Origin of the sequence: Glycomyces lechevalierae, from assembly GCF_027622945.1 — a bacterium.
GTDB classification, from domain to species: domain Bacteria; phylum Actinomycetota; class Actinomycetes; order Mycobacteriales; family Micromonosporaceae; genus Glycomyces; species Glycomyces rutgersensis.
In genome coordinates this window covers 67,667-93,400 of the sequence record NZ_JAPZVQ010000002.1, presented here as the reverse complement: position 1 = coordinate 93,400, position 25,734 = coordinate 67,667, and the positions used below count along the sequence as shown (strand labels likewise).

Annotated in this window: 22 protein-coding genes, 1 pseudogene and 1 riboswitch; of the genes and pseudogenes, 15 read left to right on the top strand and 8 right to left on the bottom strand. The window is 70.1% G+C overall.

Features of this window, described 5'->3' with window-relative positions:
• Nucleotides 1-330: 330 nt before the first annotated feature.
• From thrC to O2L01_RS04065, 6 genes are all read right to left on the bottom strand, one after another.
• On the bottom strand, nt 331-1,593 hold the full coding sequence (gene thrC / locus O2L01_RS04090; protein ID WP_270120581.1) for a threonine synthase: 1,263 nt from the start codon (nt 1,591-1,593) through the stop codon (nt 331-333).
• Nucleotides 1,594-1,607: 14 nt separating this feature from the next.
• A riboswitch (SAM riboswitch) is annotated at nt 1,608-1,724 on the bottom strand.
• Between the two features lie 163 nt (nt 1,725-1,887).
• Complete coding sequence (gene folP, locus O2L01_RS04085) at nt 1,888-2,685, bottom strand: dihydropteroate synthase (RefSeq protein ID WP_344469317.1); 798 nt, start codon at nt 2,683-2,685, stop codon at nt 1,888-1,890.
• Nucleotides 2,686-2,780: 95 nt separating this feature from the next.
• Nucleotides 2,781-3,884, bottom strand: coding sequence for a hypothetical protein (locus O2L01_RS04080; protein ID WP_270120579.1), 1,104 nt, complete (start codon nt 3,882-3,884; stop codon nt 2,781-2,783).
• 53 nt (nt 3,885-3,937) lie between these two features.
• Nucleotides 3,938-4,828 carry an HAD family hydrolase gene (locus O2L01_RS04075; protein ID WP_270120578.1) on the bottom strand — a complete coding sequence of 297 codons (891 nt, stop codon included), beginning with the start codon at nt 4,826-4,828 and terminating at the stop codon, nt 3,938-3,940.
• A gap of 271 nt (nt 4,829-5,099) precedes the next feature.
• Nucleotides 5,100-6,179: a DUF5667 domain-containing protein gene (locus tag O2L01_RS04070; RefSeq protein WP_270120577.1), complete on the bottom strand. Its 1,080-nt coding sequence runs from the start codon at nt 6,177-6,179 to the stop codon at nt 5,100-5,102.
• 421 nt (nt 6,180-6,600) lie between these two features.
• Nucleotides 6,601-7,395 carry an ECF subfamily RNA polymerase sigma factor, BldN family gene (locus O2L01_RS04065; protein WP_374727668.1) on the bottom strand — a complete coding sequence of 265 codons (795 nt, stop codon included), beginning with the start codon at nt 7,393-7,395 and terminating at the stop codon, nt 6,601-6,603.
• 385 nt (nt 7,396-7,780) lie between these two features.
• Here O2L01_RS04065 and O2L01_RS04060 point away from each other — a divergent pair, with 385 nt between their 5' ends.
• From O2L01_RS04060 to O2L01_RS04025, 8 genes are all read left to right on the top strand, one after another.
• Nucleotides 7,781-8,011, top strand: coding sequence for a glutaredoxin family protein (locus O2L01_RS04060; RefSeq protein ID WP_374727669.1), 231 nt, complete (start codon nt 7,781-7,783; stop codon nt 8,009-8,011).
• 283 nt (nt 8,012-8,294) lie between these two features.
• Nucleotides 8,295-9,026, top strand: coding sequence for a redox-sensing transcriptional repressor Rex (locus O2L01_RS04055; protein ID WP_270120574.1), 732 nt, complete (start codon nt 8,295-8,297; stop codon nt 9,024-9,026).
• A gap of 45 nt (nt 9,027-9,071) precedes the next feature.
• Entirely contained in the window at nt 9,072-10,475 is a 1,404-nt protein-coding gene (locus O2L01_RS04050) for a glutamyl-tRNA reductase (protein WP_270120573.1), read from the top strand.
• Between the two features lie 14 nt (nt 10,476-10,489).
• Nucleotides 10,490-11,470, top strand: coding sequence for a hydroxymethylbilane synthase (gene hemC / locus O2L01_RS04045; RefSeq protein ID WP_270120572.1), 981 nt, complete (start codon nt 10,490-10,492; stop codon nt 11,468-11,470).
• Nucleotides 11,467-13,047, top strand: a complete 1,581-nt coding sequence (locus O2L01_RS04040) for a bifunctional uroporphyrinogen-III C-methyltransferase/uroporphyrinogen-III synthase (protein WP_270120571.1) — start codon at nt 11,467-11,469, stop codon at nt 13,045-13,047. The genes hemC and O2L01_RS04040 overlap by 4 nt, the downstream gene beginning before the upstream one ends.
• A 31-nt stretch (nt 13,048-13,078) precedes the next feature.
• Entirely contained in the window at nt 13,079-14,065 is a 987-nt protein-coding gene (gene hemB, locus O2L01_RS04035) for a porphobilinogen synthase (RefSeq protein WP_270120570.1), read from the top strand.
• A gap of 39 nt (nt 14,066-14,104) precedes the next feature.
• Nucleotides 14,105-14,359, top strand: a complete 255-nt coding sequence (locus O2L01_RS04030) for a hypothetical protein (protein WP_270120569.1) — start codon at nt 14,105-14,107, stop codon at nt 14,357-14,359.
• Entirely contained in the window at nt 14,356-14,769 is a 414-nt protein-coding gene (locus tag O2L01_RS04025) for a type II toxin-antitoxin system VapC family toxin (RefSeq protein WP_270120568.1), read from the top strand. The genes O2L01_RS04030 and O2L01_RS04025 overlap by 4 nt, the downstream gene beginning before the upstream one ends.
• Here the strand turns inward: O2L01_RS04025 and O2L01_RS04020 are convergent.
• The gene (locus tag O2L01_RS04020) at nt 14,766-14,933 is read right to left on the bottom strand and encodes a FitA-like ribbon-helix-helix domain-containing protein (RefSeq protein WP_270120567.1); all 168 of its coding nucleotides are present in this window, start codon (nt 14,931-14,933) and stop codon (nt 14,766-14,768) included. The genes O2L01_RS04025 and O2L01_RS04020 overlap by 4 nt on opposite strands.
• 59 nt (nt 14,934-14,992) lie before the next feature.
• On the bottom strand, nt 14,993-16,060 hold the full coding sequence (locus O2L01_RS04015) for a UDP-N-acetylmuramate dehydrogenase (RefSeq protein WP_270120566.1): 1,068 nt from the start codon (nt 16,058-16,060) through the stop codon (nt 14,993-14,995).
• 47 nt (nt 16,061-16,107) lie between these two features.
• Between O2L01_RS04015 and O2L01_RS04010 the strand changes: the two genes are divergently transcribed.
• The 7 genes and pseudogenes from O2L01_RS04010 to O2L01_RS03980 form a co-directional block, all read left to right on the top strand.
• Nucleotides 16,108-16,854: a hypothetical protein gene (locus O2L01_RS04010; RefSeq protein ID WP_270120565.1), complete on the top strand. Its 747-nt coding sequence runs from the start codon at nt 16,108-16,110 to the stop codon at nt 16,852-16,854.
• Between the two features lie 229 nt (nt 16,855-17,083).
• Nucleotides 17,084-18,178 (top strand): ABC transporter ATP-binding protein, encoded by a 1,095-nt coding sequence (locus tag O2L01_RS04005; protein ID WP_270120564.1) that lies wholly within the window; start codon nt 17,084-17,086, stop codon nt 18,176-18,178.
• Nucleotides 18,179-18,325: 147 nt separating this feature from the next.
• Complete coding sequence (gene amrS, locus O2L01_RS04000) at nt 18,326-19,519, top strand: AmmeMemoRadiSam system radical SAM enzyme (RefSeq protein WP_374727639.1); 1,194 nt, start codon at nt 18,326-18,328, stop codon at nt 19,517-19,519.
• A gap of 23 nt (nt 19,520-19,542) precedes the next feature.
• Nucleotides 19,543-20,349: an AmmeMemoRadiSam system protein B gene (amrB, locus tag O2L01_RS03995; RefSeq protein WP_270120562.1), complete on the top strand. Its 807-nt coding sequence runs from the start codon at nt 19,543-19,545 to the stop codon at nt 20,347-20,349.
• A 138-nt stretch (nt 20,350-20,487) separates the two neighbouring features.
• Nucleotides 20,488-21,942, top strand: coding sequence for a lysine--tRNA ligase (gene lysS / locus O2L01_RS03990; protein WP_344469322.1), 1,455 nt, complete (start codon nt 20,488-20,490; stop codon nt 21,940-21,942).
• A gap of 250 nt (nt 21,943-22,192) precedes the next feature.
• Nucleotides 22,193-22,549: a histone-like nucleoid-structuring protein Lsr2 gene (locus O2L01_RS03985; protein WP_205326125.1), complete on the top strand. Its 357-nt coding sequence runs from the start codon at nt 22,193-22,195 to the stop codon at nt 22,547-22,549.
• A gap of 424 nt (nt 22,550-22,973) precedes the next feature.
• Nucleotides 22,974-25,484 (top strand): annotated as a pseudogene (locus O2L01_RS03980) (ATP-dependent Clp protease ATP-binding subunit); the annotation flags it as partial.
• Nucleotides 25,485-25,734: the final 250 nt, after the last annotated feature.

The window sequence follows — 25,734 nt, the reverse complement described above, 5'->3', positions numbered from 1 at the left end:
GGGGCGTGGCGATCCGGGCACCTATAGAGGAAGGTGAATGCCGCAGGCAGGGAAGCGGAGTGGTCGGGAGACCGCAGTTCCTGACACCGGCTGGCGCTGCTCGACACGTTCTAGCCCCAGGACTCGCAGTCAACCGGGTGAGTGGCGACAGGACGGCTGCGGCCTCCCGCAAGAAGAATTCTTGCCTATTCAGTGAATACGGTCAAGACCCGAACTTCGCTTCTCTTTGTCGGGTACCCGACACAAGCCTTCACAACGGTCACACTGAGTGATAATTTCAGGAGTTCGGAAAGCGTTTGACAGTCCACTTTCCAAAACTCCCGACTCCATTCAGGACTCGAGAAGTCCCGCTTCCTTCGCCGCCTTCAACGACGGCTTCACCGTGTGCGTCGGCCCGACCAGCGAGGACACTGCGTCAAGTGTCTTGAGGCCCTCACCGGTGTTGTAAATGACGGTCTCGGCCTCCGGGTCCAACTGACCCGACTCCAGGAGCTTACGGAGCGTAGCGACGACCACGCCGCCGGCCGTTTCAGCGAACACACCGGTGGTGGCAGCCAGCAGCCGCACCCCCTCGCGGATCTCGTCGTCCGTCACCTTCGCCATGCCGCCGCCCGTGGACCGGCACGCCTCGATCGCATACGGCCCGGCCGCCGGGTCGCCGATGTTGAGGCTCTTCGCGATGCCCGTGGGCTTCACCGGCGTGATCACGTCCGTGCCCTCGGCGTACGCGTCCGCGATCGGGCTGCACCCGGCCGACTGCGCGCCGAACACCCGCACCTTGCCCGGCTCGACGAGCCCGATCTCGGCCGACTCCTCGAACGCCTTGTGGATCTTGGTCAGCAGCTCGCCCGAGGCCATCGGCACCACGACCTGCTCCGGCAGCCGCCACCCGAGCTGCTCGGCCACCTCGTACCCGAGGGTCTTCGAACCCTCGGCGTAGTACGGGCGGATGTTGACGTTCACGAACGCCGTCGTCTCGAAGTCGTCCGTCTCGGTCAGCTCCGAGCACAGCCGGTTCACGTCGTCGTACGAGCCCTGCACCGCGATGAGCTGGCCGCCGTAGATCGCGGACTGCACGATCTTGCCCGGCTCCAAGTCGTGCGGGATGAACACGATCGACGGCACGCCCGCGCGGGCGGCGTGCGCGGCCACCGAGTTCGCCAGGTTGCCCGTCGAGGCGCACGCGAACCGGTCGAAGCCGAGCTTCTTCGCGGCCGAGACCGCGGTCGACACGACCCGGTCCTTGAACGAGTGGGTGGGGTTCGCCGAGTCGTCCTTCACCCAGAGCTGGCGCATGCCCAGGGCCTTCGCGAGGTTCTTCGCGTCGATGAGCGGGGTCAGACCGGGGTTGAGGCTCACCCGGTCCTCGGGGTGGACGCCGACGGGCAGCAGCGGCGCGTACCGCCAGATGTTCTGCGGGCCGGCCTCGATCTGCTCGCGCGTGACCTTCGCCAGCTCGGCCTGGTCGTAGTCGACCTCGAGCGGCCCGAAACACTGCCAACAGGCGTGCTGGGCGACCAGGTCATAGGTGGCGTTGCAGTTGCGGCAGATCAGGCCCTTGGCCGGGCTGTCTTCGAAAAGCGCATTGGACATACGAGAAGGCTCCTCCCTCATCTTCCCCGCGCAGCGGGCCGGAATTGGCACCTGCCGCCTGCCCCCGAAGGGCGGGTCGGTGGTTGCCGCAGCGTCGCAGGGCCGGACCCCTCAGCTGCTCTGGATGAAGTACGAGCCGAATGCTACGGGTGTGACAGCCGCACCCGCAACCGTTGTTCCAAGTTTCGAGATGCGCTCGCAATCCCGCCGGTCCGATCGAGGAACTGCTCCACGCCTGGTCAGGCCCCACCGCAGGTGCGGCGCGCCGCCACCGTGTTGTCGCCGATCCGTCAGCTACCGGGCCCGGCGCGTGGCCAGCCACACGGCCCGCGCGTCGGCCGTCCCGGCCACGTCGTGCACCCGCACGCCCCACGCGCCCGCCTCGAACGCCAGCAGCGAGGTCGCGAGCGTCGCGGCCTCCCGCTGCCCCACCGGGCGCGGCTTCCCGCTCTCGTCCTCCAGGAGCTTCCCGAGGTACGACTTGCGCGAGGACCCGAACAGCACCGGGTACCCCAGCGCCACGAACTCGTCCAGGTGCGCCGAGAGCCGCCAGTTGTGCTCGGCGGTCTTCGCGAACCCCAGCCCCGGGTCGAGGATCAGCTTCGACCGGTCCACACCGGAGTCCAGGGCCGCCTCGACCCGGTCCTCCAGCTCGGCCTTCACGTCGGCGACCACGTTCTCATAGTGCTGGAGCCGCTGCATGTCCGCCGAATGCCCGCGCCAGTGCATGAGCACCCACCGCACGCCCGTGTCCGCCACGACCCGCGCCATGTCCGGGTCGGCCAGGCCGCCCGACACGTCGTTGACGACGCTCGCGCCGGCCGCGATCGCCGCCGCGGCCACCGCCGCCCGGGTCGTGTCGATCGAGACGGCAAGGCCCCGTTCGGACAGCGCCGCCACCACGTCCACCACCCGCGCGATCTCGGTCGCCGGGTCCACCCGGTCCGCGCCCGGCCGCGTCGACTCCCCGCCCACGTCGATCAGGTCCGCGCCCTCGGCGGCCATCTGCTCGCCGTGCGCCACCGCGTCCCCGAAGTCGAGATAGCGGCCGCCGTCGGAGAACGAGTCGGGCGTGACATTGAGGACGCCCATGATCTCGGGCCGGGCCGGCTCCTGGGGTGCGCTGGGGTCTGACGGTGTGGTCACGGCATCGACGTTACCCGGGCCCCGTGCGCGAACGCCTCGCATTAAGCGAGGTCCGTGAGGTCCAGCACGTGCCATTCGAGCAGTTCGCCCGTCCCCGTCGACCACCACAGGCACCGCGCGTCCGCGCCCGTCTGCCCCGCGCTCGAGGCCACCAGGTACTCCTCGCCCGCTTGGAGGTCGAAGAGCGTCACCGCGGTCGCATCGCCCTGGGCCGCCTGCGACGCCGCGAGCGGCTCGAACCGGTCGACGAGCCCGACGTCCGGCGACACCGCCGACGTGAACCCCTCGGCGATCGTCACCCGGTCGCTCCCGTCTGGACGGACGAGGTCGACGCGCGACCCGTCGTCGGCGGTCACGATCAGCCGGCACCACGTCGCCGAGCACAGCGTCAGCTCGTCCGAGCCCGAGAACACCTTGACGCCCGCGCCGGTGTCGGTGCGCACCAGCTGCGCCCCGCCGAGCGAGTCGGAGCCGGCGCTGGCGAGCCACGGCCAGGCGGCGGCCTGCCACGCCCCGCGGTGCCCGACGACCTCGACCTCGCCGCCCGCGACGGGGACCGACCGGTGCTCGGTGATCAGGTTCTCGCCGCGGGCGGTCGAGAGCCAGTGCAGCCCTTCGGCGGCGAACTGGAGGTCGTAGGCACTCCCGGCGGTGATCACGTCGCCGGTGTCGGCGGTGAGCAGCGCGGCCTCGCCGGGCCTGCCGTCGGGCCCGCGTTCGGCGGTCCACAGCTCGGAGACGACCCGGCCCTGCGCGTCCGGCACGGACTGGAGCCACGCCAGACGCTCCTCGGTGGCCGCCACGGCGACCACGCCCGGGACGCCGCCGGGCTCGGCGACGACGTCGACCGTGGCGTCGCCTTCGGCGGGCTGCTCCACATAGAGCAGGTTCCCGGCCTCGTCGGTGCCGATGAGCGCATCGGTGCCAGGGGCCGAGCCGTCAGGGGCCGGGTCGAGGACGAGGAGCGGCGTCCACGCCAGGCCGTCGATCTGTCCGGGCACGTCGACCGGTTCGGCGTCCCAGGTCTCCCACACCGTCGGCGCGGTCTCCGGGACGGGCGTCGTCTCGGGCCGGTCGGGGGAGGGCCAGGCGAGCCAGGCGACGGCGAGCACCGCCGCGCCCGCGAGGGTGAGCCGCTGCGCCACGTCGTCTATGGTCGCGCCCCTTCGTGTTCCAACCGGCCCGCGGCCGGGCGCGCCTAGTCCCGTTCGCGGGACTTGTACAGGTACAGCAGTCCGGCGCCGACGCCCGCGGCGGCCGCGGTGGGCAGCGCGAGCTTCGCGGCGCGGCGCCCGCGCCGGTAGTCGAGGACGGGCCAGCCGTAGTGGCGGGCCTGGCGGGCGAGGCGCGTGTCCGGGTTGACGGCGATGGCGCGGCCCACCTTGCGGAGCATCGGCAGGTCGTTCGCCGAGTCCGAGTACGCGGTGCACTGCTCCAGGTTGAGGCCGCGCTCGGCCGCGAGCTGTTCGAGCCCGGCGGCCTTCGCGGGGCCGTGCATGAGGTCGCCGACGAGGCGGCCGGTGTAGCAGCCGTCCTCGATCTCGGCGATCGTGCCGAGCGCCCCGGTCAGGCCCAGGCGCGAGGCGAGGACCCCGGCGAGCTCGACCGGGCTGGCCGTCACGAGCCACACCTCCTGGTCGGACTCGAGGTGGCGTTCGGCGAGGCGGCGCACGGGCGCGAGGATGCGCGGGGAGATGTCGCGGTCGACGACCTCTTCGCAGAGCTTGCGCATCTCCTCGACGGGGAAGCCGGCGACGAGTTCGAGCGCGGAGGACTTCACCGAGGAGATGTGGCCGTGGTTCTCGGCCCCGAACTTGAAGCGGGCCTGCTTCCACGCGAAGCTGAGGATGTCGCGCCCGGAGAGGACGCCGTGCTTGGCGAGCGCACGGGCGAGCCAGTACGTGGACGCGCCGTGCATGAGGGTGTTGTCGACGTCGAAGAAGGCGGCGGTGGGGAGGTGGGCGAGTTCGTCGTCTCCCGGCGCGGCGGGCTCGACGACGACGGAATGGGTCAGCGCGGAGCCGCCAGCCCGCACGGTTCGTGGACGGGGTGTGGCGGAGGCGGTGGAGGAAGCCTCGATCTCAGACACTCTAAAAGCCTACAAGCCTCAGGAAGACGCCCTGTAACGCCAGGACGCGAGCCTGGTGAATTTCCAGTGTGGCCCTGGTTATATGGACACGGTTACGTGGGTTGGGAAGCGCTCGGCCGCATTGCGTCGTTTGCACGGTCCGAGCGCGGTCGGCCCGGGCGGTGGCGTCGGCGGGCCGGGACGCTTCTCGGCGCCCCGGCCCGGTACTCCACACCTTGTAACTCCCGGGTCGTCGCCGACCCGCAACGGTCGTACCCCGCAGGGTCGCCGCTCAATCGAAAAGCTTCGAGATGATGCCGCCCAGTTCGCCCAGGACGTCCTCGTCCTCGGTCTCAGCGGCGGGTTCGCCGGTCGTGGCCGGGTCGCTCGCGCCGCCCGTGGCCGGTTCCGTCTGGGGCGTTTCGCCGCCCCCGGCCGGGCTGTCGCCCGCCGTCGGCTCCGCTTCGCCCTCAGGCTCGCCCTCGGCCTCGTCGCTGCCGGTCTCGGCCGCACCGGTCGCGGCGCCGTCGGAGCCGCCCGTCTCGTCCGGGACGGTCGCGTCGACCGCGTCCTTCACACACGAGCCCGGGATCGGGCCCATGTCGTCGCTCTCGCCGCCGGCCTCGGTGCAGTCCAGCGCGCCGCGCAGCTCCACCGACCGCACCGCGGCCGCTTCGAGCACCGCGGCCAGCTCCTCGCCGGCCTCGAGCGCCTCGCCGTCGAGGTCGGCCACGAGGTCGTCGAGGACCCAGCGGTGCTCGTTGGTGAACAGGTCGATGTAGTCGAGCGGGGCCGGGTCGCCGCTCTCCACGGCGATCTCGCCGAGCAGCCGGGTGCCGCTGCGCAGCTCCCCGGTCGCGTCGCTGAGCGCGCTCGCCACCGCGGCGTCGTCCCCGACGACGTCGGCGGCCTCCTGGATGCGGGTGCGCGCGAACTCGAGGTAGAGCTGCGCGCGCCCGAGGTCGTTGCCCGCCAAGGCGAGCTGCGCCCGCTCGGTGGAGCGCTTGACGCCGTACAGCGTCTCGCCCGGCAGGGCGTCGCCCGAGGCCGCGGAGACCCCGGAGACGGCGACGGTGCCGGTGAGCAGGGCCGCGACGATCGCGAGGCGCCTGCCGCCGCGCGGGCGGCGCGGGAACATGTCCTCGGTCACGGGCGCCCGCTTGGTCTCGGGCACGACCGCGCTGGCGCGGGCCCGGGCGGTGACGCCGATGCCTTCTTCTGCGGCGACGGCCATGAGCCGCCGCCTGGTGGCGTCCTGCCAGTGCTGCGACGGCCGGCTGGCCGCCATGAGCTGCTCGCCGAGTCCGCCGAGCCGTTCGGTGACGCCGACGAGTTCGGCGAAGGCCTCCGCGGCGTCGGTGCGCGCTGACATCGGGTCAGCGCTGCGCTGGTGAGGGAGGGCGGGGTCCTCGGAGTCAAGCAGCCGTGCGAATTCCTCCGCGCGGCGGCGCTCCATAGGGTTCAAAGTCACCGGGCACACCCCCTCTCACTGCATGGATCCTGCTCCTGTACTGAGAACAACGCACGAGTAGCCCCTGAGGTTACGGTTCGCCGGGAACCTTGCGACGCGGACCACTTCGTCCGCCTCGCGGCTCGATCCCACGGCGGCAGAGGGCCGGTTGACGGCCCTGACCTGGCAGTGTCGGTCCGGCGGGGTAGGGCCCGGCGGATCGCTGATGACGGGTTCGCGGGCCGGAGCCCGCGGAGACGGGTTTTTGTCGCATTCCCGACAGCCATTGCGGCCGTCGGTGATGCAGGAGGAAGAGGTGGAAAAGGGATCGGAAACGCCTACCTCAACCTCGGAAGCCGTCCGGCAGGAGCCGCGCGAGGGTGCGCACGGCCCGGTACTGGAGCGCCTTGACCGCGCCTTCGTTCTTGCCCATGGTGCGGGCGGTCTCGGCGACGGTGAACCCCTGGAGGAACCGCAGGACGATGCACTCCTGCTGGTCGGGGTTGAGCTTCTTGACCGCGGTGAGGAGGGTGGCGTTGGTGAGCTTCTCCAGTGCGGCGGTCTCGGGCGAGGTGGTCGGGTCGGTCTCGGGGGAGTCGGTCCCCAGGACGTCGGGTTTGACGATCTCGAGCCGGTAGCGGCCCGACTTGAAGTGGTCGACGACCAGGTTCCGCGCGATCGTCACCAGCCAGGCCCCGAAGGCCCGGCCCTGCCAGCTGAAGCTGGAGATGCGCCGCAGCGCCCGGAGGAACGTCTCGGACGCGAGGTCCTCGGCCAGCTGGGCGTTGTTCACGCGGAAGTAGATGTAGCGGTAGACCGTCTCGCTGTAGCGGTCGTAGATCTCGCCGAAGGCGTTCGGGTCGCCGTCCTGGGCGCGCGCCACGAGGTCGGCGACCTCGTCGCCGTCGACCTGGTCGGTGCTCGGGTCGTGCTGGCCGGGGCCCGCGGCCTCGGCCGTCCCGCCGGCCCCCGCGCCGCCGGAGCGCACGTGGTGCTGCTCGGCGGTGCCGGTGCCGGTGTCCAGGCTCAGGACCGTCCAGACGGCCTGCCGGAGCCGTTCGAAGGTCGGGGCGGGCAGACGCGTCAGGGCCTCGACGATGGCGCTGCCGTTCAGGTAAGGGGCGAGATCGGTGAGCATTGCGGTGTGGTTCGCGTTGGACGTCACCATTGCTGGTGCAATACCGGGCACTAGTGGCCTCCTCGTGTGAGGGGTCGGGCCGAGTCATGCGATCGGGTCCCGCAGGGACTGACCCGCCTGAGTCTAGAAATCAGGAGGGCCGCCGACGCGTATTTGCGTTCGGCGTGTCGCGTTCGGTGACGGCTTGACTGCGGGCGATGTCGGCGTTCGTCCGGCACACCGACGTACCCTTCTTCGCGGGGGCGGAATCCCACCATTACCTCCCCAAATGTTGTGAGGCCCGCGTTCGCGGACCGGTTCTGGCTCAATAGTGATCGAGGAATGACGGAGGGTGTCGCACAGATTGTGCGATCTTCCGTTGCGGGGAGGGAGCAGGGTGAACAGGCTGACGCTGTTGACTACAAGGGATTGCCATCTGTGCGGCGCGGCGCGGGCCGACCTCGCGCTGGTGGCGCGCGAGACGGGCGTCGACTGGGCCGAGGTGGACGTCGCCGACGACGCTGCGTTGGCACGCGAATACGGAGACCGCCTCCCGGTGGTGCTCCTCGACGGGCGCGAGCACAGCTACTGGGACGTGGACGTGCCACGCCTCAGGCGCGACCTCGCGGCGTCCTGACCCGCCGGACGCGACGCGCCGAAAAAACTGGATTTGCGGGGTTCTCCGGTGTTTTGGGGCAAAATCACTTCAGACGGCGGCTCGCCGGGAATAAACGGGTTTCGGTACAGCTGGGCCTCGCCCAGTGTTACGGGGGTGTACCGCACCGGTCCCGCGAGCCGCCGAGTCGCGTCCCCAGGCCTGGTTAGCACCGCCTGTGCGAGCTTCCCCACGGTCCACCTCCTAAGCTGGGTTGCGCGCCGGTGAACGGCGGCGCGGAACTAGCGGACCTGGAGTTCCACCATTGACGACCACCGGCGAAGGCACCGACCACCGGGCCCCGAGCGGCCCTCCCGCTTCCGCCGCCGACCTCCCGCCGGCGACGGTCAGGCGCCTGCCCGAGTACCTGCGGGCGCTCAGCTCGCTGGGCGAGTCCGGCGTCGAGACCGTCTCCTCTGAAACCCTCGCGGCCGCCACCGGCGTCAACTCGGCGATGCTCCGCAAGGACCTCTCCCAGCTCGGCGCGTCCGGGATGCGCGGCGTCGGCTACAACGTGGCCGCGCTCGCCGCCTACATCGCGGGTGTGCTCGGACTCACGAAAGACTCCCGCGTGGCCATCATCGGCCTGGGCCACTTGGGCCAGGCCCTGGCCAGGTACCCCGGGTTCTCCGAAAGAGGGTTCGACATCGTTGGCCTCTTCGACGCCGACCCGGGCATCATTGGGAAGGACTTGGACGGGATCCGAGTGCGCGACGTGGCGCTCCTGGCGGGCGCGGTCCGTGACGAGGGCATCAACATAGGGGTCATCGCCACACCGGGCGCGGCCGCCCAACATGTGGCCGACCTCCTCGTAGATGCTGGTGTCACAAGCATTCTCAACTTCGCGCCGTGCGTGCTCGCCGTGCCGCAGGGCGTGGCGGTCCGCAAGGTCGACCTGGCCGTCGAGCTGCAGATCCTCTCCTTCCACGAACACCACAAGACCATCGGCCAGGCGAACGCAGGGGTCGGGCAGTCACGCCGGCCGCTGGAGGCGTGAACGCGGAGACGTGAACCGGAACGGCCAAGAGACGGGAACGGTGAAGTGAACCTCCTGGTAGTGGGCATCTCGCATCGCAGTGCCGCGGTGGAGACCCTGGAACGGCTCGCGGTGGGCCCCGAGGCCGCCGCCGACCTCTCGCGCGCGCTCCTGCGCGGCGGCGAGGTCCGCGAGGCCGTCGTGCTCTCCACCTGCAACCGCGTCGAGGTGTACGCGACCGCCGCCACCTTCCACGGGGGCCTGTCCGCGATCGTCGACGAGCTCCACCGCGTGTGGGGCCTGAACGAATCCGAAGCCGAGCTCGACTTCGCCTCCTGCGGGTACGTGCGCCACGGCGCCGACGCCGCCGCCCACGCCTTCCGCGTCGCCGCCGGCCTCGACTCCATGGTCGCGGGCGAGCCGCAGATCCTCGGCCAGCTCCGCGACGCGTACGAGACCGCGCGCGAGGCCGACCAGGTCGGCCGCCACCTCCACGAACTGTTCCAGCAGGCCCTGCGCGTGGGCAAGCGGATCCACGCCGAGACCGACGTGGACGCCGCTGCGCCCTCCGTGGTCAGCGCCGCCCTCGAACTCGCCGAGCGGGCCCTGGTCCGCGCCGGGTTCCCCGGCGGCGTCGCCCAGGCCCGCGCCGCCGTCGTCGGCGCCGGCGCCATGGGCAGCCTCGCCACCGCGACCCTCGCCCGCTCGGGCGTCAAGTCCCTCGCCGTCGCCAACCGCGACCGCGACAAGGCCGAGCGCCTCGCCGCCGTCTGGGACGCCGCGACCGCCCCCTACGACGACCTCGCCTCCCTTGCGGCGCAAGTGGACCTGCTCGTGTGCGCGACCTCCTCGCCCGAGCCGGTGCTGCGCGCCGCCCACCTCGCGGGCCGCACCGCGCCGCTCGTCGTCTGCGACCTCGCCCTCCCCAAGGACGTCGCCGAAGCGGTCTCGCGCCTCGACGGCGTGCACGTCGTCGACATCGCCGAGATCCAGCGCGCCGACGGCGCCGGGGCCGCTGCCGACACCCTCGCCGAGGTCGAGGCCCTGCTCGCCGAGGAGATCGCGGCCTACAACGAGAGCCTGCGCGCCGCCGCCGTCACCCCCACCGTGGCGGCCCTCCGCTCCGTCGCCGCCGACATCGTCGAGACCGAGCTCGCCCGCGTCGCCCGCCGCGGCGACTTCACCGACGACCAGCGCGCCGAGGTCGCCCGCACCGTGCACCGCGTCGTGCAGCGCCTCCTCCACGAGCCCACCGTGCGCGTGCGCGAGCTCGCCGGCCAGCCCGGCGCGCCCGACTACGCCCGCGCCCTGCGCGACCTCTTCGCGCTCGACGCCGCCGCGGTCGCCGAACCGCAGACCGGCGACCTCGCGGACGCGCTCAAGATCAACCCCGTCGCGGCCGAATCGCCCGACGGGACCCTCGGCACCGCCCCACAGCAGCCCGGAGCGCCTTCGCCGCGCCGGCCTTAGGAAGGGAAGCACCTGTGATCCGAGTCGGGACCAGGGGATCGAAGCTCGCGCTGGCACAGAGCGGGATGATCGCGGACGAGATAGCGCGCCTCACGGGGGAGCGGGTGGAGCTCGTCGAGATCAAGACCACAGGAGACGGCACGACCGTGCCCGTCGCCCAGCTCGGCGTCGGGGTCTTCGTCAACCAGCTGCGGGAAGCGCTGGAGCACGAGGAGATCGACATCGCCGTCCACTCCTACAAGGACCTGCCCACGGCCCAGCCCGAGCACCTCGTCATCGCGGTGCCCCCGCGCGCCGACCCGCGCGACGTGCTCGTCGCCTCCGGCGGCCGCACCCTCGCCGACCTGGGACCGGGCGCGCGCATCGGCACCGGCTCGCCCCGGCGCATCGCGCAGCTGAACGCCATGGGCCGCGGCTTCGAGTGCGTGCCGATCCGCGGCAACATCGACACCCGCATCGGCCGCGTCGGCGCCGACCTCGATGGAGTGATCCTCGCGGCCGCCGGCATCGGGCGCATCGGACGCCAGGCGGAGATCACGGAATACCTGGACCCGCTAGTGATGCTTCCCGCCCCCGCACAAGGGGCGTTGGCGGTCGAATGCCGCAAAGCCGACATGACATCTGCGCGGATCTCAAGTAAGCTCAACGACCGGTACGCACAGGCCGCCGTCGCCGCCGAACGCGCCCTTCTGCAAAGACTCGAAGCCGGATGCAGCGCTCCCGTCGCCGCACTCGCCGATGTCGCCGAAGGCGCCTCACCGGACGAGGTCGACCTGTATCTGCGGGGGGCCGTCGCTGCCGAGGACGGTTCCGTCGTCGAGCGGCTCTCGACCACCGCCGCTCTCCCCGACACAGGCGATGCGGGCGCCGCCGAACTGGCCGCCCGGGCCGCCGCCGTGGGGCGGGCGCTGGCCGAGGACCTCCTCGAGGTGGGTGCCGAGCAACTATTGAAGTTAGACCCAAGCTCTAGACGACTGTTGATGGAGAGAACATGACCAGTGCCCGTAAGCCGGTGGGCCGCGTGCGTTTCGTCGGGACCGGCCCAGGCGACCCGGGACTGCTGACCAAGCGCGCCCTCGACGCGATCCGCGAGGCCGACCGGGTCTACTACGACCGGTCGCTCCCGCAGTCGCTCATCGAGACCGCCAAGGAGCTCAACGGCGACGACTCGCGGATCAAGCTCATCGAGTCCTCCCCGAGCGACCAGGGCAAGCTCATGGCCGCCGCCGCCCGCGAGGGCGAGAACATCGCCCGCCTCATCGTCGGCGACGCCTACCCGAACCGGCTCGCGAAGGCCGAGATCAAGGCCGCCAGCGCCGAGCAGGCCCGCTTCGAGGTCATCCCGGGCATGAGCCACGCGCAGGCCGTCGCGGTCTACGCGGGCATGCCGCCCGGGGAGATCCGCACGGTCATCGACATCGACGACATCGCCTCCATCGAGCCGCTCATGATCGCGGACGCGATCAAGCGCGGCAGCCTCACCGTCACCGCGGACGTCTCGGACCTGTCGTCCCTGCGGGACATCCTGCTCGCGGGCGGCGTCTCGGGCGAGACCGCCGTGGCCGTCACCGGCGACGCGACCGGCGAGACCGAGTACACCACCACGTCCTCTGTGGACACGTTCGTGGAGGCGGCCCTCGGCTACGCCGGGCAGGTCGTGCTCACCATCGGCCCCGGCGTCGACGACCGCCACGAGCTCGCCTGGTGGGAGGGCCGCCCGCTCTACGGCTGGAAGGTCCTCATCCCCCGCACCAAGGAGCAGGCCGGCATCATGTCCGAGCGCCTGCGCGCCTACGGCGCCATCCCGTGCGAGGTCCCGACCATCGCCGTCGAGCCGCCCCGCACGCCCGCCCAGATGGAGCGGGCCATCAAGGGCCTCGTCGACGGCCGCTACGCCTGGATCGTCTTCACCAGCCAGAACTCGGTGAAGGCCATCTGGGAGAAGTTCAAGGAGCACGGCCTCGACGCCCGCGCCTTCGGCGGCCTCCGCATCGCCTGCATCGGCGAGGCGACCGCGAACGCCGTGCGCGAGTTCGGCATCGAGCCCGAGCTCATCCCGACCGGGCAGCAGTCCTCCGAGGGCCTGCTCGAGGTCTTCCCGCCGCACGACCCGATCCTCGACATGGTCGGCCGGGTCCTGCTGCCGCGCGCGGACATCGCGACCGAGACCCTGGTCTCAGGCCTGACCGAACGCGGCTGGGAGGTCGACGACGTCACCGCGTACCGCACCGTGCGCGCCTCGCCGCCGGCCGCGGACATCCGCGACGCCATCAAGTCCGGCGGGTTCGACGCGGTGCTGTTCACCTCGTCGTCCACCGTGCGGAACCTCGTCGGCATCGCGGGCAAGCCGCACCAGCGCACCGTCGTGGCGTGCATCGGCCCGGCGACCGCGGACACGGCGACCGAGTTCGGCCTGCGCGTGGACGCCAAGCCGGAGAACGCGTCCGTGCCGGACCTCATCGAGGCGCTGGCCGAGTACGCGATGGAGTTGAAGCAGCGTCTGGCCGAGGGTCCGATCAAGACCCGCCGGGGCCAGAAGATCCAGGGCCCGACGGCCCTGCGGTTCCGTTGAGAGCGTTGACGATTTAGAAGGAGTGGTCGCAGTGCCGAACAGCCCCGAGTTCCCGGTCATCCGTCCTCGAAGGCTGCGGCGCACTGCGGCCCTTCGCCGTCTCGTGGCCGAGACGCGCGTCCATCCGTCCGATCTGGTGCTCCCGGTGTTCGTCAAGGAGGGCTTGACGGAGCCGCTCGAGATCGCCTCGATGCCCGGGGTGTTCCAGCACTCCGTGGACTCGGTGCGCAAGCTGGCCGTCGAGGCGGCGCGGGCCGGGATCGGCGGGCTCATGCCCTTCGGCATCCCGCTGCTGCGCGACGCGATCGGTTCGGCCGCAACCGATCCGAACGGCATCCTGAACGTCACGACGCGGGCGATCCGCGAGGAGATCGGCGACGACCTCGTGGTCATCCCCGACCTGTGCCTGGACGAGTTCACCGACCACGGCCACTGCGGCGTGCTCCGCCCCGACGGCACTGTGGACAACGACGCCTCGCTGATGCGCTACGCGGAGATGGGCCTGACCCTCGCCGAATCGGGCGCGGACCTGCTCGGCGCCTCGGGGATGATGGACGGCCAGATCGGCTATGTGCGTGCGGCCCTTGACGAAGCGGGCCGCACCGACACGGGCCTCCTCGCGTACGCCGCGAAGTACGCCAGCGCGTTCTACGGCCCGTTCCGCGACGCGGTCGAGTCGCAGCTCCAGGGCGACCGCCGCACCTACCAGCAGGACAACGCGAACACCACCGAGGCGCTGCACGAGATCGACCTGGACATCCAGCAGGGCGCGGACATCGTCATGGTCAAACCGGCCCTGCCGTACCTCGACATCGTGAAGGCGGCCGCCGAACGCAGCCCGGTTCCCGTTGCGGCGTACCACATCAGCGGCGAATACGCCCAGATCGTGGCGGCAGCGGAGCGAGGCTGGATCGACCGCGACGCGGCCATCTTGGAGAGCTTGACCAGCATCAAGCGAGCAGGCGCCGGCATCATCGCCACCTACGCCGCGCTGGAAGCGGCAGCCCTCCTCCGCTAGATGAATCTAGTTCGCATCCAATGCAGCTATAATGCAGGCATGAGCGAAACCGGTACGATAGAAACCAGCGTGACGATCCGGCATGTACCGGTCGAATGGCGGGACGAACTGGCCGCTCGGGCAGCCCGCCAGCGGCAGTCATTGCAGGAGTACATGCTCACCTTGATCGAGTCCACGGTGTCGCATCCGCCCCTTGATGTGGTTCTTGAACGGGCACGCGCGCGGGTACACGCTTCAGGTTCCACCGTCACCATCGAAGACATCCTCGAATCGCGGGACGCAGATCGCCGATGACCGATGGAGACGGGCTCGTCGTCGACGCTTCAGCAGTCGCCGCGGTGCTCATCGAGCCCGGGCCGATCAGCGAATGGGCGGTCGGCCACATGCGCGGCAAGCGGCTCTTTGCGCCGGAAATGCTGCACTACGAGACGGCGAACATCCTCCGCCGCGAGGCACACAAGGGAACCATCGACGAGACGGCGGCCGCACTCGCCTTCCGCGATCTGCAGGCCATGCCAGTGCACTGCGAACCGTTCACGGTTCTGGCGAGTCGCATCTGGGAACTGCGCGGCAGTGTGACCGCATACGACGCCTCATATATCGCTGTCGCCGAATGGCGACGGGCTCCGCTGCTGACCACCGACCTTAAGTTGACGCGCAGCAACGGACCTCGCTGCGAGTTTCTCACGCCCCCGACTTCTTAACGCCGGCGCTGCAGCTCGGCAGCGATTTCGATAGCCGCCACAGCCGCCTCGCGTTCGATCAGGTCGCGGACGTATACCTCAAGTGACTGGTGCTTCGCGGTGGCGCGAGATCTCAAGCGGGCCAGCGCCTCGTCAGAGATGCCAGTGATGCGGACTGTAGGCATGCCTCGATTATCGCCGAAGCATGAGCGGCCCCGCGTGTCGAATGCTCCGTGTCGACCAGTCAGCCGAGGCTGGCGTTGACCATGACCGGTTCGGGGTGGAGGCGGATGCCGAAGTCCTCTTCGACCTTGTCGACGACTTCGGCGGCGAGGGCCAGGATCTCGGCGGCGGAGGCCCCGCCCCGGTTCGTCAAAGCAAGAGTGTGCTTTGTGGACAAGCCGGCGTTACCCCGCTTGTGGCCCTTCTCGAAACCGGCCGCGCCGATGAGCCACGCGGCCGAGACCTTGACGTTCCCGTCGGCCGTCTTCCAGTGCGGGGGTTCGCCTCCCGCCCGCTCCGCGACCTCGTGGAAGTCGGCCGCGCCGATGATCGGGTTGGTGAAGAAGGAACCGGCGCTCCAGGTGTCGTGGTCCGTCTCGTCGAGGACCATGCCCTTGCCGCGCCGCAGCTCCAGCACCTTCTCGCGGACCAGCGGCATGGGTGCCCGGTCGCCCACTTCGACGCCGAGCCGCTTCGCCAACTCCGCGTAGGCGATCGGCTGGGACTCCTCGGACGATGCGAGCCGGAAGTCGACGCTGAGCACGAGGTACCGGTCGGAGTGCTTGAAGACGCTGTGCCGGTAGGCGAACCCGCATTCGGCGGGGGTCCAGTCGCGGATCTCGTCGGCCTCGCGGTCCCAGACCTTCACGGCCGCGATGGTCTGCGCGACCTCCTGGCCGTACGCGCCCACGTTCTGGATCGGCGTCGCGCCGGCCGAGCCGGGGATGCCGCTCAGGCACTCCACCCCCGAGTACCCGTTCGCGACGGTCCACGCGGCGAACTCGTCCCACACGTGCCCGGCCTGGACCCGGACCAGCCCCTCGCCGACCTGCTCGATCCCGCCGCCGCGCAGGAGCACGACCGTGCCGTCGAAGCCCGCGTCGCCGATGACGACGTTCGAGCCGCCCCCGAGGACCAGGGTCGGCCCGGCGGCCGCGCGGATCGCCTCGACCGCCTCCGACCAGTGGCGGGTCTCGACCAGCTCGCGGGCGGGACCTCCTATTCTCAGCGTCGTGTACTCACTGAGGGATTTGCCCGGAATCGGGTCGTTGGAGGCCTGCTCGCTCGGTGTTGGGCTGGCGTGTGTCACACCGGAAAGCCTAAGCTTTACGCAGGCTACGAGGAACGGCGGTCACCATGGCTAAGCTGCGCATCACCGATTACCTCACCGAGTTGAAGACCGAGGCCGCGGGCCTGCGCTCGGCGTGCGGGCCCGAGGTCCTCGACCGCATCGCCCCCTCCCGCCCGGACACCACGGTCGGCGGGATCCTCCTCGAACTCGCCCGCGAATACCGCTGGGCCGTCGAAGCCCTCTTCACGCGCCCAGCAGAGGAGGAGGACCTGCCGCAGCCGCCACCCGTGACCGCCGAGGGCGCGGCCGTGCTCGACGTGTACGACCAGGCGCTCGCATCGGTACTCGACGCGATCGAGGCCCGCGGCGCCGACTCGCCCGCGTGGACGTGGGCGCCCGTGGAGTGGCGGGGCGAGTTCTGGCACCGGCGGGTGGCCGTGGCCACGGGCCTCGCCCGCTGGGACGTGCAGATGGCCGTGGGCGCCACCGCACCCGTCCCGGTCGCGCTCGCCGCCGAGGCCATCAGCGAGGTGTTCGAGGCGTTCCTGCCCGTCGGCGCCCGCCGCGGCGCCCACCCTGAGGCCTCCGGGCTGGTCCAGCTGTTCGCCCAGGACGCCGACGCGACCTGGTTCGTGCGCCTGCGCGGGGGCCGGGTGGCGCTGCTCGACCAGCCCGATTCGCGCACGCAGCTGCAGGCCCGCGCGGCCGGCTCCGCCTCCGACATCGCGTTGGCGCTGTGGGGAAGGCTGCCGTTCGGGATCTGCGACGTGGCCGGCGACGAGGCCCTGCTGCAGGCCCTCCGCGTGGAATAACGTTTCGGTAAACCTTGCGGGGAAACCGGACAAACGTTCGGTCGCGACTTGGCAAAGGCATTCCCCCGCGGCTAGGCTCAGCTCACGACCGCACGGTGCTGCGCATCACGCGGTCGTGATCGCAGCGCAGGGTCGCGCCGCCTCGGCGAGGTCCCGTTCTGTGATGACACCACCGCCTTTTACCACGGATCGTCTGGCACGTACCTGCCAGTGAAAGGGACCGAACATCATGGCAACAGTGACGTACGCGGGTGCCTCGCGCATCTACCCGGGCACCGAGAAGCCCGCCGTCGACAAGCTCGACATCGAGATCCAGGACGGCGAATTCCTCGTCCTCGTCGGCCCCTCCGGTTGTGGAAAGTCCACCTCCCTCCGGATGCTCGCCGGCCTCGAAGAGGTCGACGAAGGCTCGATCTTCATCAACGACACCGACGTGTCGAACCTCCCCCCGAAGTCCCGCGACATCGCGATGGTCTTCCAGAACTACGCGCTCTACCCGCACATGTCCGTCTTCGACAACATGGCGTTCGCCCTCAAGCTGCGCCGCATGCCGAAGACCGAGATCAAGCAGCGCGTGGAAGAGGCCGCGAAGCTCCTCGACCTCACCGACTACCTCGGCCGCAAGCCGAAGGCCCTCTCCGGCGGCCAGCGCCAGCGCGTCGCCATGGGCCGCGCGATCGTGCGCGAGCCCCAGGTGTTCCTCATGGACGAGCCGCTGTCGAACCTCGACGCCAAGCTCCGCGTCCAGACCCGTTCGCAGATCGCCTCGCTCCAGAAGCGCCTCGGCATCACCACCGTCTACGTCACCCACGACCAGGTCGAGGCGTTGACGATGGGCCACCGCATCGCGGTCATGAAGGACGGCCTGCTGCAGCAGTGCGACACCCCGCGCGTGCTGTACGACAAGCCGAAGAACACCTTCGTCGCGGGCTTCATCGGCTCCCCGGCCATGAACCTCAAGACCGTGTCCCTCACCGAGGCCGGCGGCCTCTTCGGCGACGTGACCCTCCCGCTCTCGCGCGAGGTCCGCGACGCCGCGACCCAGGACGGCGGCGACAAGCAGGTCACCATCGGCATCCGCCCCGAGCACTGCAAGCTCGGCACGGAGACCTCCGGCGGCATCCCGATCGAGGTCGACCTCGTCGAGGAGCTCGGCTCGGAGGCCTACGTGTACGGCCACGCCACCTACAACGGCGGCAGCGAGCGGTTCACCGTCCGCACCGAGTCGGCCAACGTCCCGCGTCTCGCCGAGACCGTGTACGTCGTCCCGGAACCGGGCCACGAGCACGTCTTCCACGCCACCACGGGCGAGCGCCTGAACTAGCGCCGCCGGGCCGGAGACCGGCCCGCAGCAATCGATTCCGGGAGGGGTCGCACCGAGCCGAATTCATGGCCCGGCGCGACCCCTTTCGCGTGCAGTCGCCTCGTGTCCGGGCCGAAACGCGGCCGCAACGGACCGGGCGCTACCGTAGTGAGTATGGCCACCCTCACTCCCCGTAGGCCTCGGGTCGAAGGGACCGACGCCTTCACCGTCGGCACCGGGTTCCACCGCGCCCTCGACGACGGGCGCCTCGAATGCACCGTCTGCCCCCGCGCCTGCCGCCTGCGCGAAGGCCAGCGCGGGCTCTGCTTCGTCCGCGCCCGCCGAGGCGACCAGATCGTCCTGACCTCGTACGGGCGCTCCTCCGGGTTCTGCATCGACCCCGTCGAGAAGAAGCCGCTCAACCACTTCCTGCCCGGCACGCCCGTGCTCTCCTTCGGCACCGCCGGATGCAACCTCGCCTGCCGCTTCTGCCAGAACTGGGACATCTCCAAGTCCCGCGAGATCGACACGCTCGCCTCGGAGGCCGAGCCCGAGACCCTCGCCACCACCGCGAAACGCCTGGGCTGCAGGTCGATCGCGTTCACCTACAATGACCCTACGGTGTTCCTCGAATACGCGGCCGACTGCGCGGACGCGGCCCGCGCGGCCGGACTCAAAGCGGTCGCCGTCTCGGCGGGGTACATCGGACCCGAAGCGCGGCGAGAGCTCTACGCGCACATGGACGCCGCGAACATCGACCTCAAGGCGTTCACCGAGGAGTTCTACCGCAAGATCGCGTTCGCTTCACTGAGGACCGTCCTCGATACACTCGAATACCTGGTGCACGAGACCGACGTCTGGACCGAGATCACCACGCTGCTCATTCCCGGGCACAACGACTCGGACGCCGAGATCGCCGCGGAATGCGCTTGGATCCGCGAACACCTCGGCCCCGACGTCCCACTGCACTTCACCGCGTTCCACCCGGACTTCAAGATGCGCGACGTGCCGCCGACCCCGGTCGCGACACTCCGCAGGGCCAGGCGGATCGCGCACGACGCGGGGCTCCGGCACGTCTACACCGGCAACGTGCACGACCCCGAAGGCCAGACCACGACCTGCGCGTCCTGTGGCGAAGCCCTCATAGTGCGTAATTGGTACCGGATTGACCGGTATGCGGTGTCGGATAGCGGACAGTGCGGTCGTTGCGGCGCGGCCGTTCCCGGGGTTTTCGACGGGCCGGCGGGAGACTGGGGTCCCAAGCGGCAACCGATCCGCATCGCCCCGCCGTCAACCAGACGAGCACCGGCACCACACGACCACGACGCGGCTCACCGACCAGGGCCGTCACACCGACCATAGGAACCACCACCGGAAGACCTGCGATGCCTTCGATCAAATCAGACACCGTACGGCCCGCTGCCGTCGCCGGACGCTTCTACCCGGCCGACCCCGGGCTGCTCCGCGCCGACATCGAGCGGCTCATCGACGCCGCCGGACCGGTGAGCGAACCGCTCGCCGCCGCCTACATCGCGCCCCACGCCGGCTACCGCTACTCCGGGCCCGTCGCCGCCGAGGTCTACGCCCGGCTCGCGGCCCACCGCGGCCGCGTCAGGCGCGTCGTCCTCGTCGGACCCAGCCACCACTACCCGCTGCGCGGGCACGCCGCCGCTCCCTACGCGCGCTGGGAGACCCCGCTCGGCGAGGTCCGCGTCGCGCCCACGCACGTGGTCGGCTCCTCGCGCCTGCCGCACGAGGCCGAGCACTCGCTCGAGGTCCAACTGCCGTTCCTGCAGGTCGCGCTCGGCCCGGACATCGAGATCACGCCCGTCGCGTTCGGCATGGGCCAGTCGCCCGACGGCGCCCGGCTCATCGCCGCGCTCCGCGAGGAGGCCGGCGAGGACTCGGTGGTGATCTGCTCCACCGACCTCTCGCACTACCACGACCAGGCCACCGCCGAACGCATCGACGCCGCGACGGCCGAGGCCATCCGCAGCCTCCGCCCGCGCGAGATCGCCCCGCAGCACGCCTGCGGCGTGTTCGCCCTGCGCGCGACCCTCGCCTGGGCCGACGCCACGGGCCGCCGCCCCCGCCAGCTCGCCCTCGCGACGTCCGCGGACACCGTGGGCGGCCCCGACCGGGTCGTCGGCTACCCGGCGTTCGCGATCGAGCGCCCGATCGTGGCCGAGTAGCGGGGCCGCCGCGGGGGCGGTGTGACCCGGCGCGATGAGGGGAAACTCGCATGCTGCGGCGCGCGGGAGACATTTACCCTTGGAGGCGTGACCGAGCACGAGCAGAACACCGACAGCGGCGACGACCTTCCCGAGCAGATGCAGATCCGGCGCGACAAGCGCGCCGCCCTCCTCGCGGAAGGCAAGGAGCCCTACGCGCTCGGCTACCCGCGCACCCACACCCTCGCCGAACTGCGCGAGCAGTTCGCCGGGCTCGCCGTCGGCGAGTCCTCCGGCGTCACCGTGGGCACCACCGGACGGGTGATCTTCGTCCGCACCGCCGGGAAGCTCGTCTTCGTGAGCCTCCGCGACGGCGACGGCACCGAGTTCCAGGTGATGCTCTCCCAGGGCAAGGTCGGCGAGGACGCGCTCGCGGACTGGAAGCGCCTGGCCGACATCGGCGACCACATCGGCGTCACCGGCGAGGTCATCACCTCCAAGCGCGGCGAGCTCTCGGTCATGGCCGACTCGTTCGCGATCACCGGCAAGGCCCTGCGGCCCCTCCCCGTGGCGCACAAGCCGCTCGCGGAGGAGACGCGGGTGCGCCAGCGCTACGTCGACCTCATCGTGCGCCCGGAGGCGCGCGCGAACGCCCGCAACCGGGCGAAGGTCGTGCGCTCGCTGCGCGACCAGCTCGACGGCCGCGACTTCGTCGAGGTCGAGACGCCGATGATGCAGGTGCAGCCGGGCGGGGCGACCGCGCGGCCGTTCGTGACGCACATGAACGCGTACGACATGGACCTGTACATGCGCATCGCGCCCGAGCTCTATCTGAAAAGGTGCGTCGTCGGCGGTATCGACCGCGTATTCGAGATCAACCGGAACTTCCGCAACGAGGGCGCCGACTCGTCGCATTCGCCGGAGTTCGCGATGCTCGAGGCCTATCAGGCCTACGGCGACTACCGCACGATCGCCGGGCTCACCAAGTCGCTCATTCAAGGCGCGGCGCGTTCGGTGTTCGGGTCCGAGACCGTGGCTCTCGCGGACGGGTCCGAGTACGATCTCGGCGGCGAGTGGACCGAGATCACGCTCTTCGGGTCCCTTTCCGAAGCGCTCGGAGAAACCGTGACCGTGGACACGCCGCTGGAGACGCTGCGCGCATACGCGGAGAAAGTCGAACTCGCGGTCGACCCCAAGTGGGGCGCCGGGAAACTCGCGGAGGAATTGTTCGAGCTGCTGGTCTCCGACCACATCGTCGCGCCGACCTTCGTGTTCGACTACCCCGAGGAGACCTCCCCGCTCACGCGCGGTCACCGCACCACTCCCGGCCTCACCGAGAAATGGGACCTGTACGTCCGCGGCTTCGAACTCGCCACCGGCTATTCGGAGCTGATCGACCCGGTCGTCCAGCGCGAGCGCCTGGAGGCCCAGGCCAGACTGGCCGCCAAGGGCGACGACGAGGCCATGGGCGTCGACGAGGACTTCCTGCGCGCGATGGAGTACGGCCTCCCGCCGCTGTGCGGGATGGGCATGGGAATCGACCGGTTGCTTATGGCGCTCACCGGACTCGGTATCCGAGAGACCATCCTCTTCCCGCTGGTGAAACCCGAATAGCAAAGGCATGGGAACCGCGCCGGATGGCCCGACCAATTCTTGGTCGACCGCTCCGGCGCGGTCCCTTTTTGCCCGGACCCGGGGAGAGTTGGACGTATTCAAGTAGCCAGGTGACCTGGACGGTAGCCGCGCATTCACAAATCAGATGCTCTACCCTCTTTCCCTTCGCTAATGGACTCGTATATGCTCTGGCACTAGCAAGACGGTTGTCCCGGCAGCGGTAGTCGCTACAGTTCGAGAGGAATTTGCCATGGCGAAGAAGACACAGGTCATCCTGATCGACGATATCGACGGCAGCAAGGCTGAGGAGACCGTCAAATTCGCTATCGACGGACAGGCCTACGAGATCGACCTCTCGGCTGGACATGCCAAGGAACTGCGCGACGCCTTGGAGAAGTTCCAGGAGGCCGGCACCCGACTCGGCCGTTACAGCCTGGGCGCTCCCCGCGGCCCCGTCCGCGGCGCCGCCGCCCCGCGCCGCCAGACTGTGGACCGCGAGCAGAACAAGGCGATCCGCGAGTGGGCCGAGCGCAGCGGCAAGCGCGTCTCGCCCCGTGGACGCATCCCGCAGGCGATCGTCGAGGAATACAACGCCGCGCACAACTAGTACGGCAGTCCCGCGAACCGACTTCCATGCCCGCTCTCCCCTGGGGAGCGGGTATTTCGCGTTCAGCGAACAGAAGGCGCAGCGCGTTCAGCGAACAGAAGGCGCAGTGCGTTGAGCGAACAGAGGCGCAGTTCGCGTTCAGCGAACGAAGGCACAGAACGCAGTGCGGACGCGTTGCACCGATGGAAGCCCGACGGGTGGGACTGTCGTACCCGTCGGGCACCATTGGATTGCCTCCGCGGTGGGCGGGTATTGCGCTCACAGCGAACCTGTTATCACCGGGAATGGTCGAAGAGGCACGCTTGTTGTCACCCACGTGGCACCCGTCGTCCGCAGACCCGGGAGATAAGGTGTACCCACAGGGTTTTGCAAGCCACGACCAGTAACGACGACAAGTAGCGGCGGACGCGAGGAGCAGAAGCGCATGTTTGAACGGTTTACGGACCGTGCCCGACGCGTGGTCGTCTTGGCTCAAGAAGAAGCCAGGATGCTCAACCACAACTACATCGGCACGGAACACATCCTGCTCGGCCTCATCCACGAGGGCGAGGGCGTGGCGGCGAAGGCCCTGGAGAGCCTGGGCATCTCCCTCGAAGGCGTCCGCCAGCAGGTCGAGGAGATCATCGGCCAGGGCCAGCAGGCCCCGTCCGGCCACATCCCCTTCACCCCGCGGGCGAAGAAGGTCCTCGAGCTGAGCCTGCGCGAAGCGCTCCAGCTCGGCCACAACTACATCGGCACCGAGCACATCCTGCTCGGGCTGATCCGCGAGGGCGAGGGCGTCGCCGCCCAGGTCCTCATCAAGCTCGGCGCGGACCTCAACCGCGTCCGCCAGCAGGTCCTGCAGCTCCTCTCGGGCTACCAGGGCAAGGAGCCCGCGGGCGCGACCGCCGGCGGCACCTCCCAGGAGGCGCAGCAGTCCGGTTCGCTCGTGCTCGACCAGTTCGGCCGCAACCTCACGCAGGCCGCCCGCGACGGCAAGCTCGACCCCGTGATCGGGCGCCAGCGCGAGATCGAACGCGTCATGCAGGTCCTCTCCCGCCGCACCAAGAACAACCCGGTGCTCATCGGCGAGCCCGGCGTCGGCAAGACCGCTGCCGTCGAGGGCCTCGCGCAGGCGATCACCAAGGGCGAGGTCCCCGAGACGCTCAAGGACAAGCAGCTGTACACGCTCGACCTCGGCGCGCTCGTCGCCGGCTCGCGCTACCGCGGCGACTTCGAGGAGCGCCTGAAGAAGGTCCTCAAGGAGATCAAGACCCGCGGCGACATCATCCTCTTCATCGACGAGATCCACACGCTCGTCGGCGCGGGGGCCGCCGAGGGCGCGATCGACGCGGCCTCGATCCTCAAGCCCATGCTGGCCCGCGGCGAGCTGCAGACCATCGGCGCGACCACCCTCGACGAGTACCGCAAGTACCTCGAGAAGGACGCCGCCCTGGAGCGCCGCTTCCAGCCGATCCAGGTGGCCGAGCCGTCCCTGGCGCACACCATCGAGATCCTCAAGGGCCTGCGCGACCGCTACGAGGCCCACCACCGCGTGTCCATCACGGACGGCGCCCTGGTGCAGGCCGCGACGCTCGCCGACCGCTACATCTCGGACCGGTTCCTGCCGGACAAGGCCATCGACCTCATCGACGAGGCGGGCGCGCGCATGCGCATCCGCCGGATGACCGCACCGCCGGACCTCCGCGAGATCGACGAGGAGATCGCCGAGACCCGGCGCCAGAAGGAGTCGGCGATCGACGCCCAGGACTTCGAGGCCGCCGCGCGCCTGCGCGACACCGAGAAGCGCCTCCACGAGAAGCGCGCCAAGCGCGAGCAGGAGTGGAAGGCCGGCGACCTGGACCAGGTCACCGAGGTCGACGAGGAGATGATCTCCGAGGTCCTCGCGAACTGGACCGGCATCCCGGTCTACAAGCTGACCGAGGAGGAGACCTCCCGCCTGCTGCGCATGGAGGAGGAGCTCCACAAGCGCATCATCGGCCAGGAGGACGCCGTCAAGGCCGTCTCCAAGGCGATCCGCCGCACCCGCGCCGGGCTCAAGGACCCCAAGCGCCCCTCCGGTTCGTTCATCTTCGCCGGCCCGTCCGGTGTGGGCAAGACCGAACTGGCGAAGGCGCTCGCGGAGTTCCTGTTCGGCTCCGAGGACTCGCTGATCCAGCTCGACATGTCCGAGTTCCACGACCGGTACACGGTGTCGCGCCTCGTCGGCGCGCCTCCCGGGTACGTCGGGTACGACGAGGGCGGGCAGCTCACCGAGAAGGTGCGCCGCAAGCCGTTCTCGGTGGTCCTGTTCGACGAGATCGAGAAGGCCCACCCGGACGTGTTCAACACGCTCCTGCAGATCCTCGAGGACGGCCGCCTCACGGACGGCCAGGGCCGCATCGTCGACTTCAAGAACACAGTGCTGATCCTGACGACGAACCTCGGCACGAAGGACGTCGGCAAGGCCGTGTCCCTGGGCTTCCAGGCGGACGCGTCCGAGGGCGGCGACTACGACCGGATGAAGGAGAAGGTCTCGGAGGAGCTGAAGAACCACTTCCGCCCCGAGTTCCTGAACCGCATCGACGACACCATCGTCTTCCCGAAGCACACGCAGGAAGCGATCGTCGCGATCGTCGACCTCATGGTCAAGCGCATCGAGGACCAGCTCGCCAACCGCGACATGGCCCTGGAGCTCACGGACGCCGCGAAGCTGTACCTGGGCCACAAGGGCTACGACCCGGTCATGGGCGCGCGGCCGCTGCGCCGCACGATCCAGCGCGAGATCGAGGACACGCTCTCGGAGAAGATCCTCTTCAACGAGTTCACGCCGGGCCAGATCGTCATCGTCGACGTCGACGGCGACCCGAAGGACGTCGAGAAGACCAACCTGACGTTCCGAGGAGCCGACAAGCCCGCGGGCGTGCCCGACACGCCCCCGGCCGAACTCGCCGGCGAACGGGCCCCCAAGAGCCCCGGAGCGGGCACCGGCACCATGCCGCCCAAGAGCCCCGGAGCGGGCCCGCGAGGCGGCCAGGTAGGCCAGGGCGGCGCCGCTTAACCGCGGAGCCACCAGAAGGCGAACAGGGGCGGGACCGAACGGTCCCGCCCCTTTCACGTGCGTCTCGAACGACCGCGAAACGGCGCCCGCCGGATGCCGCCCCGAGGCACGAGAAAAGCCGGAGCACCCGGCTCCGGCTTTCCCC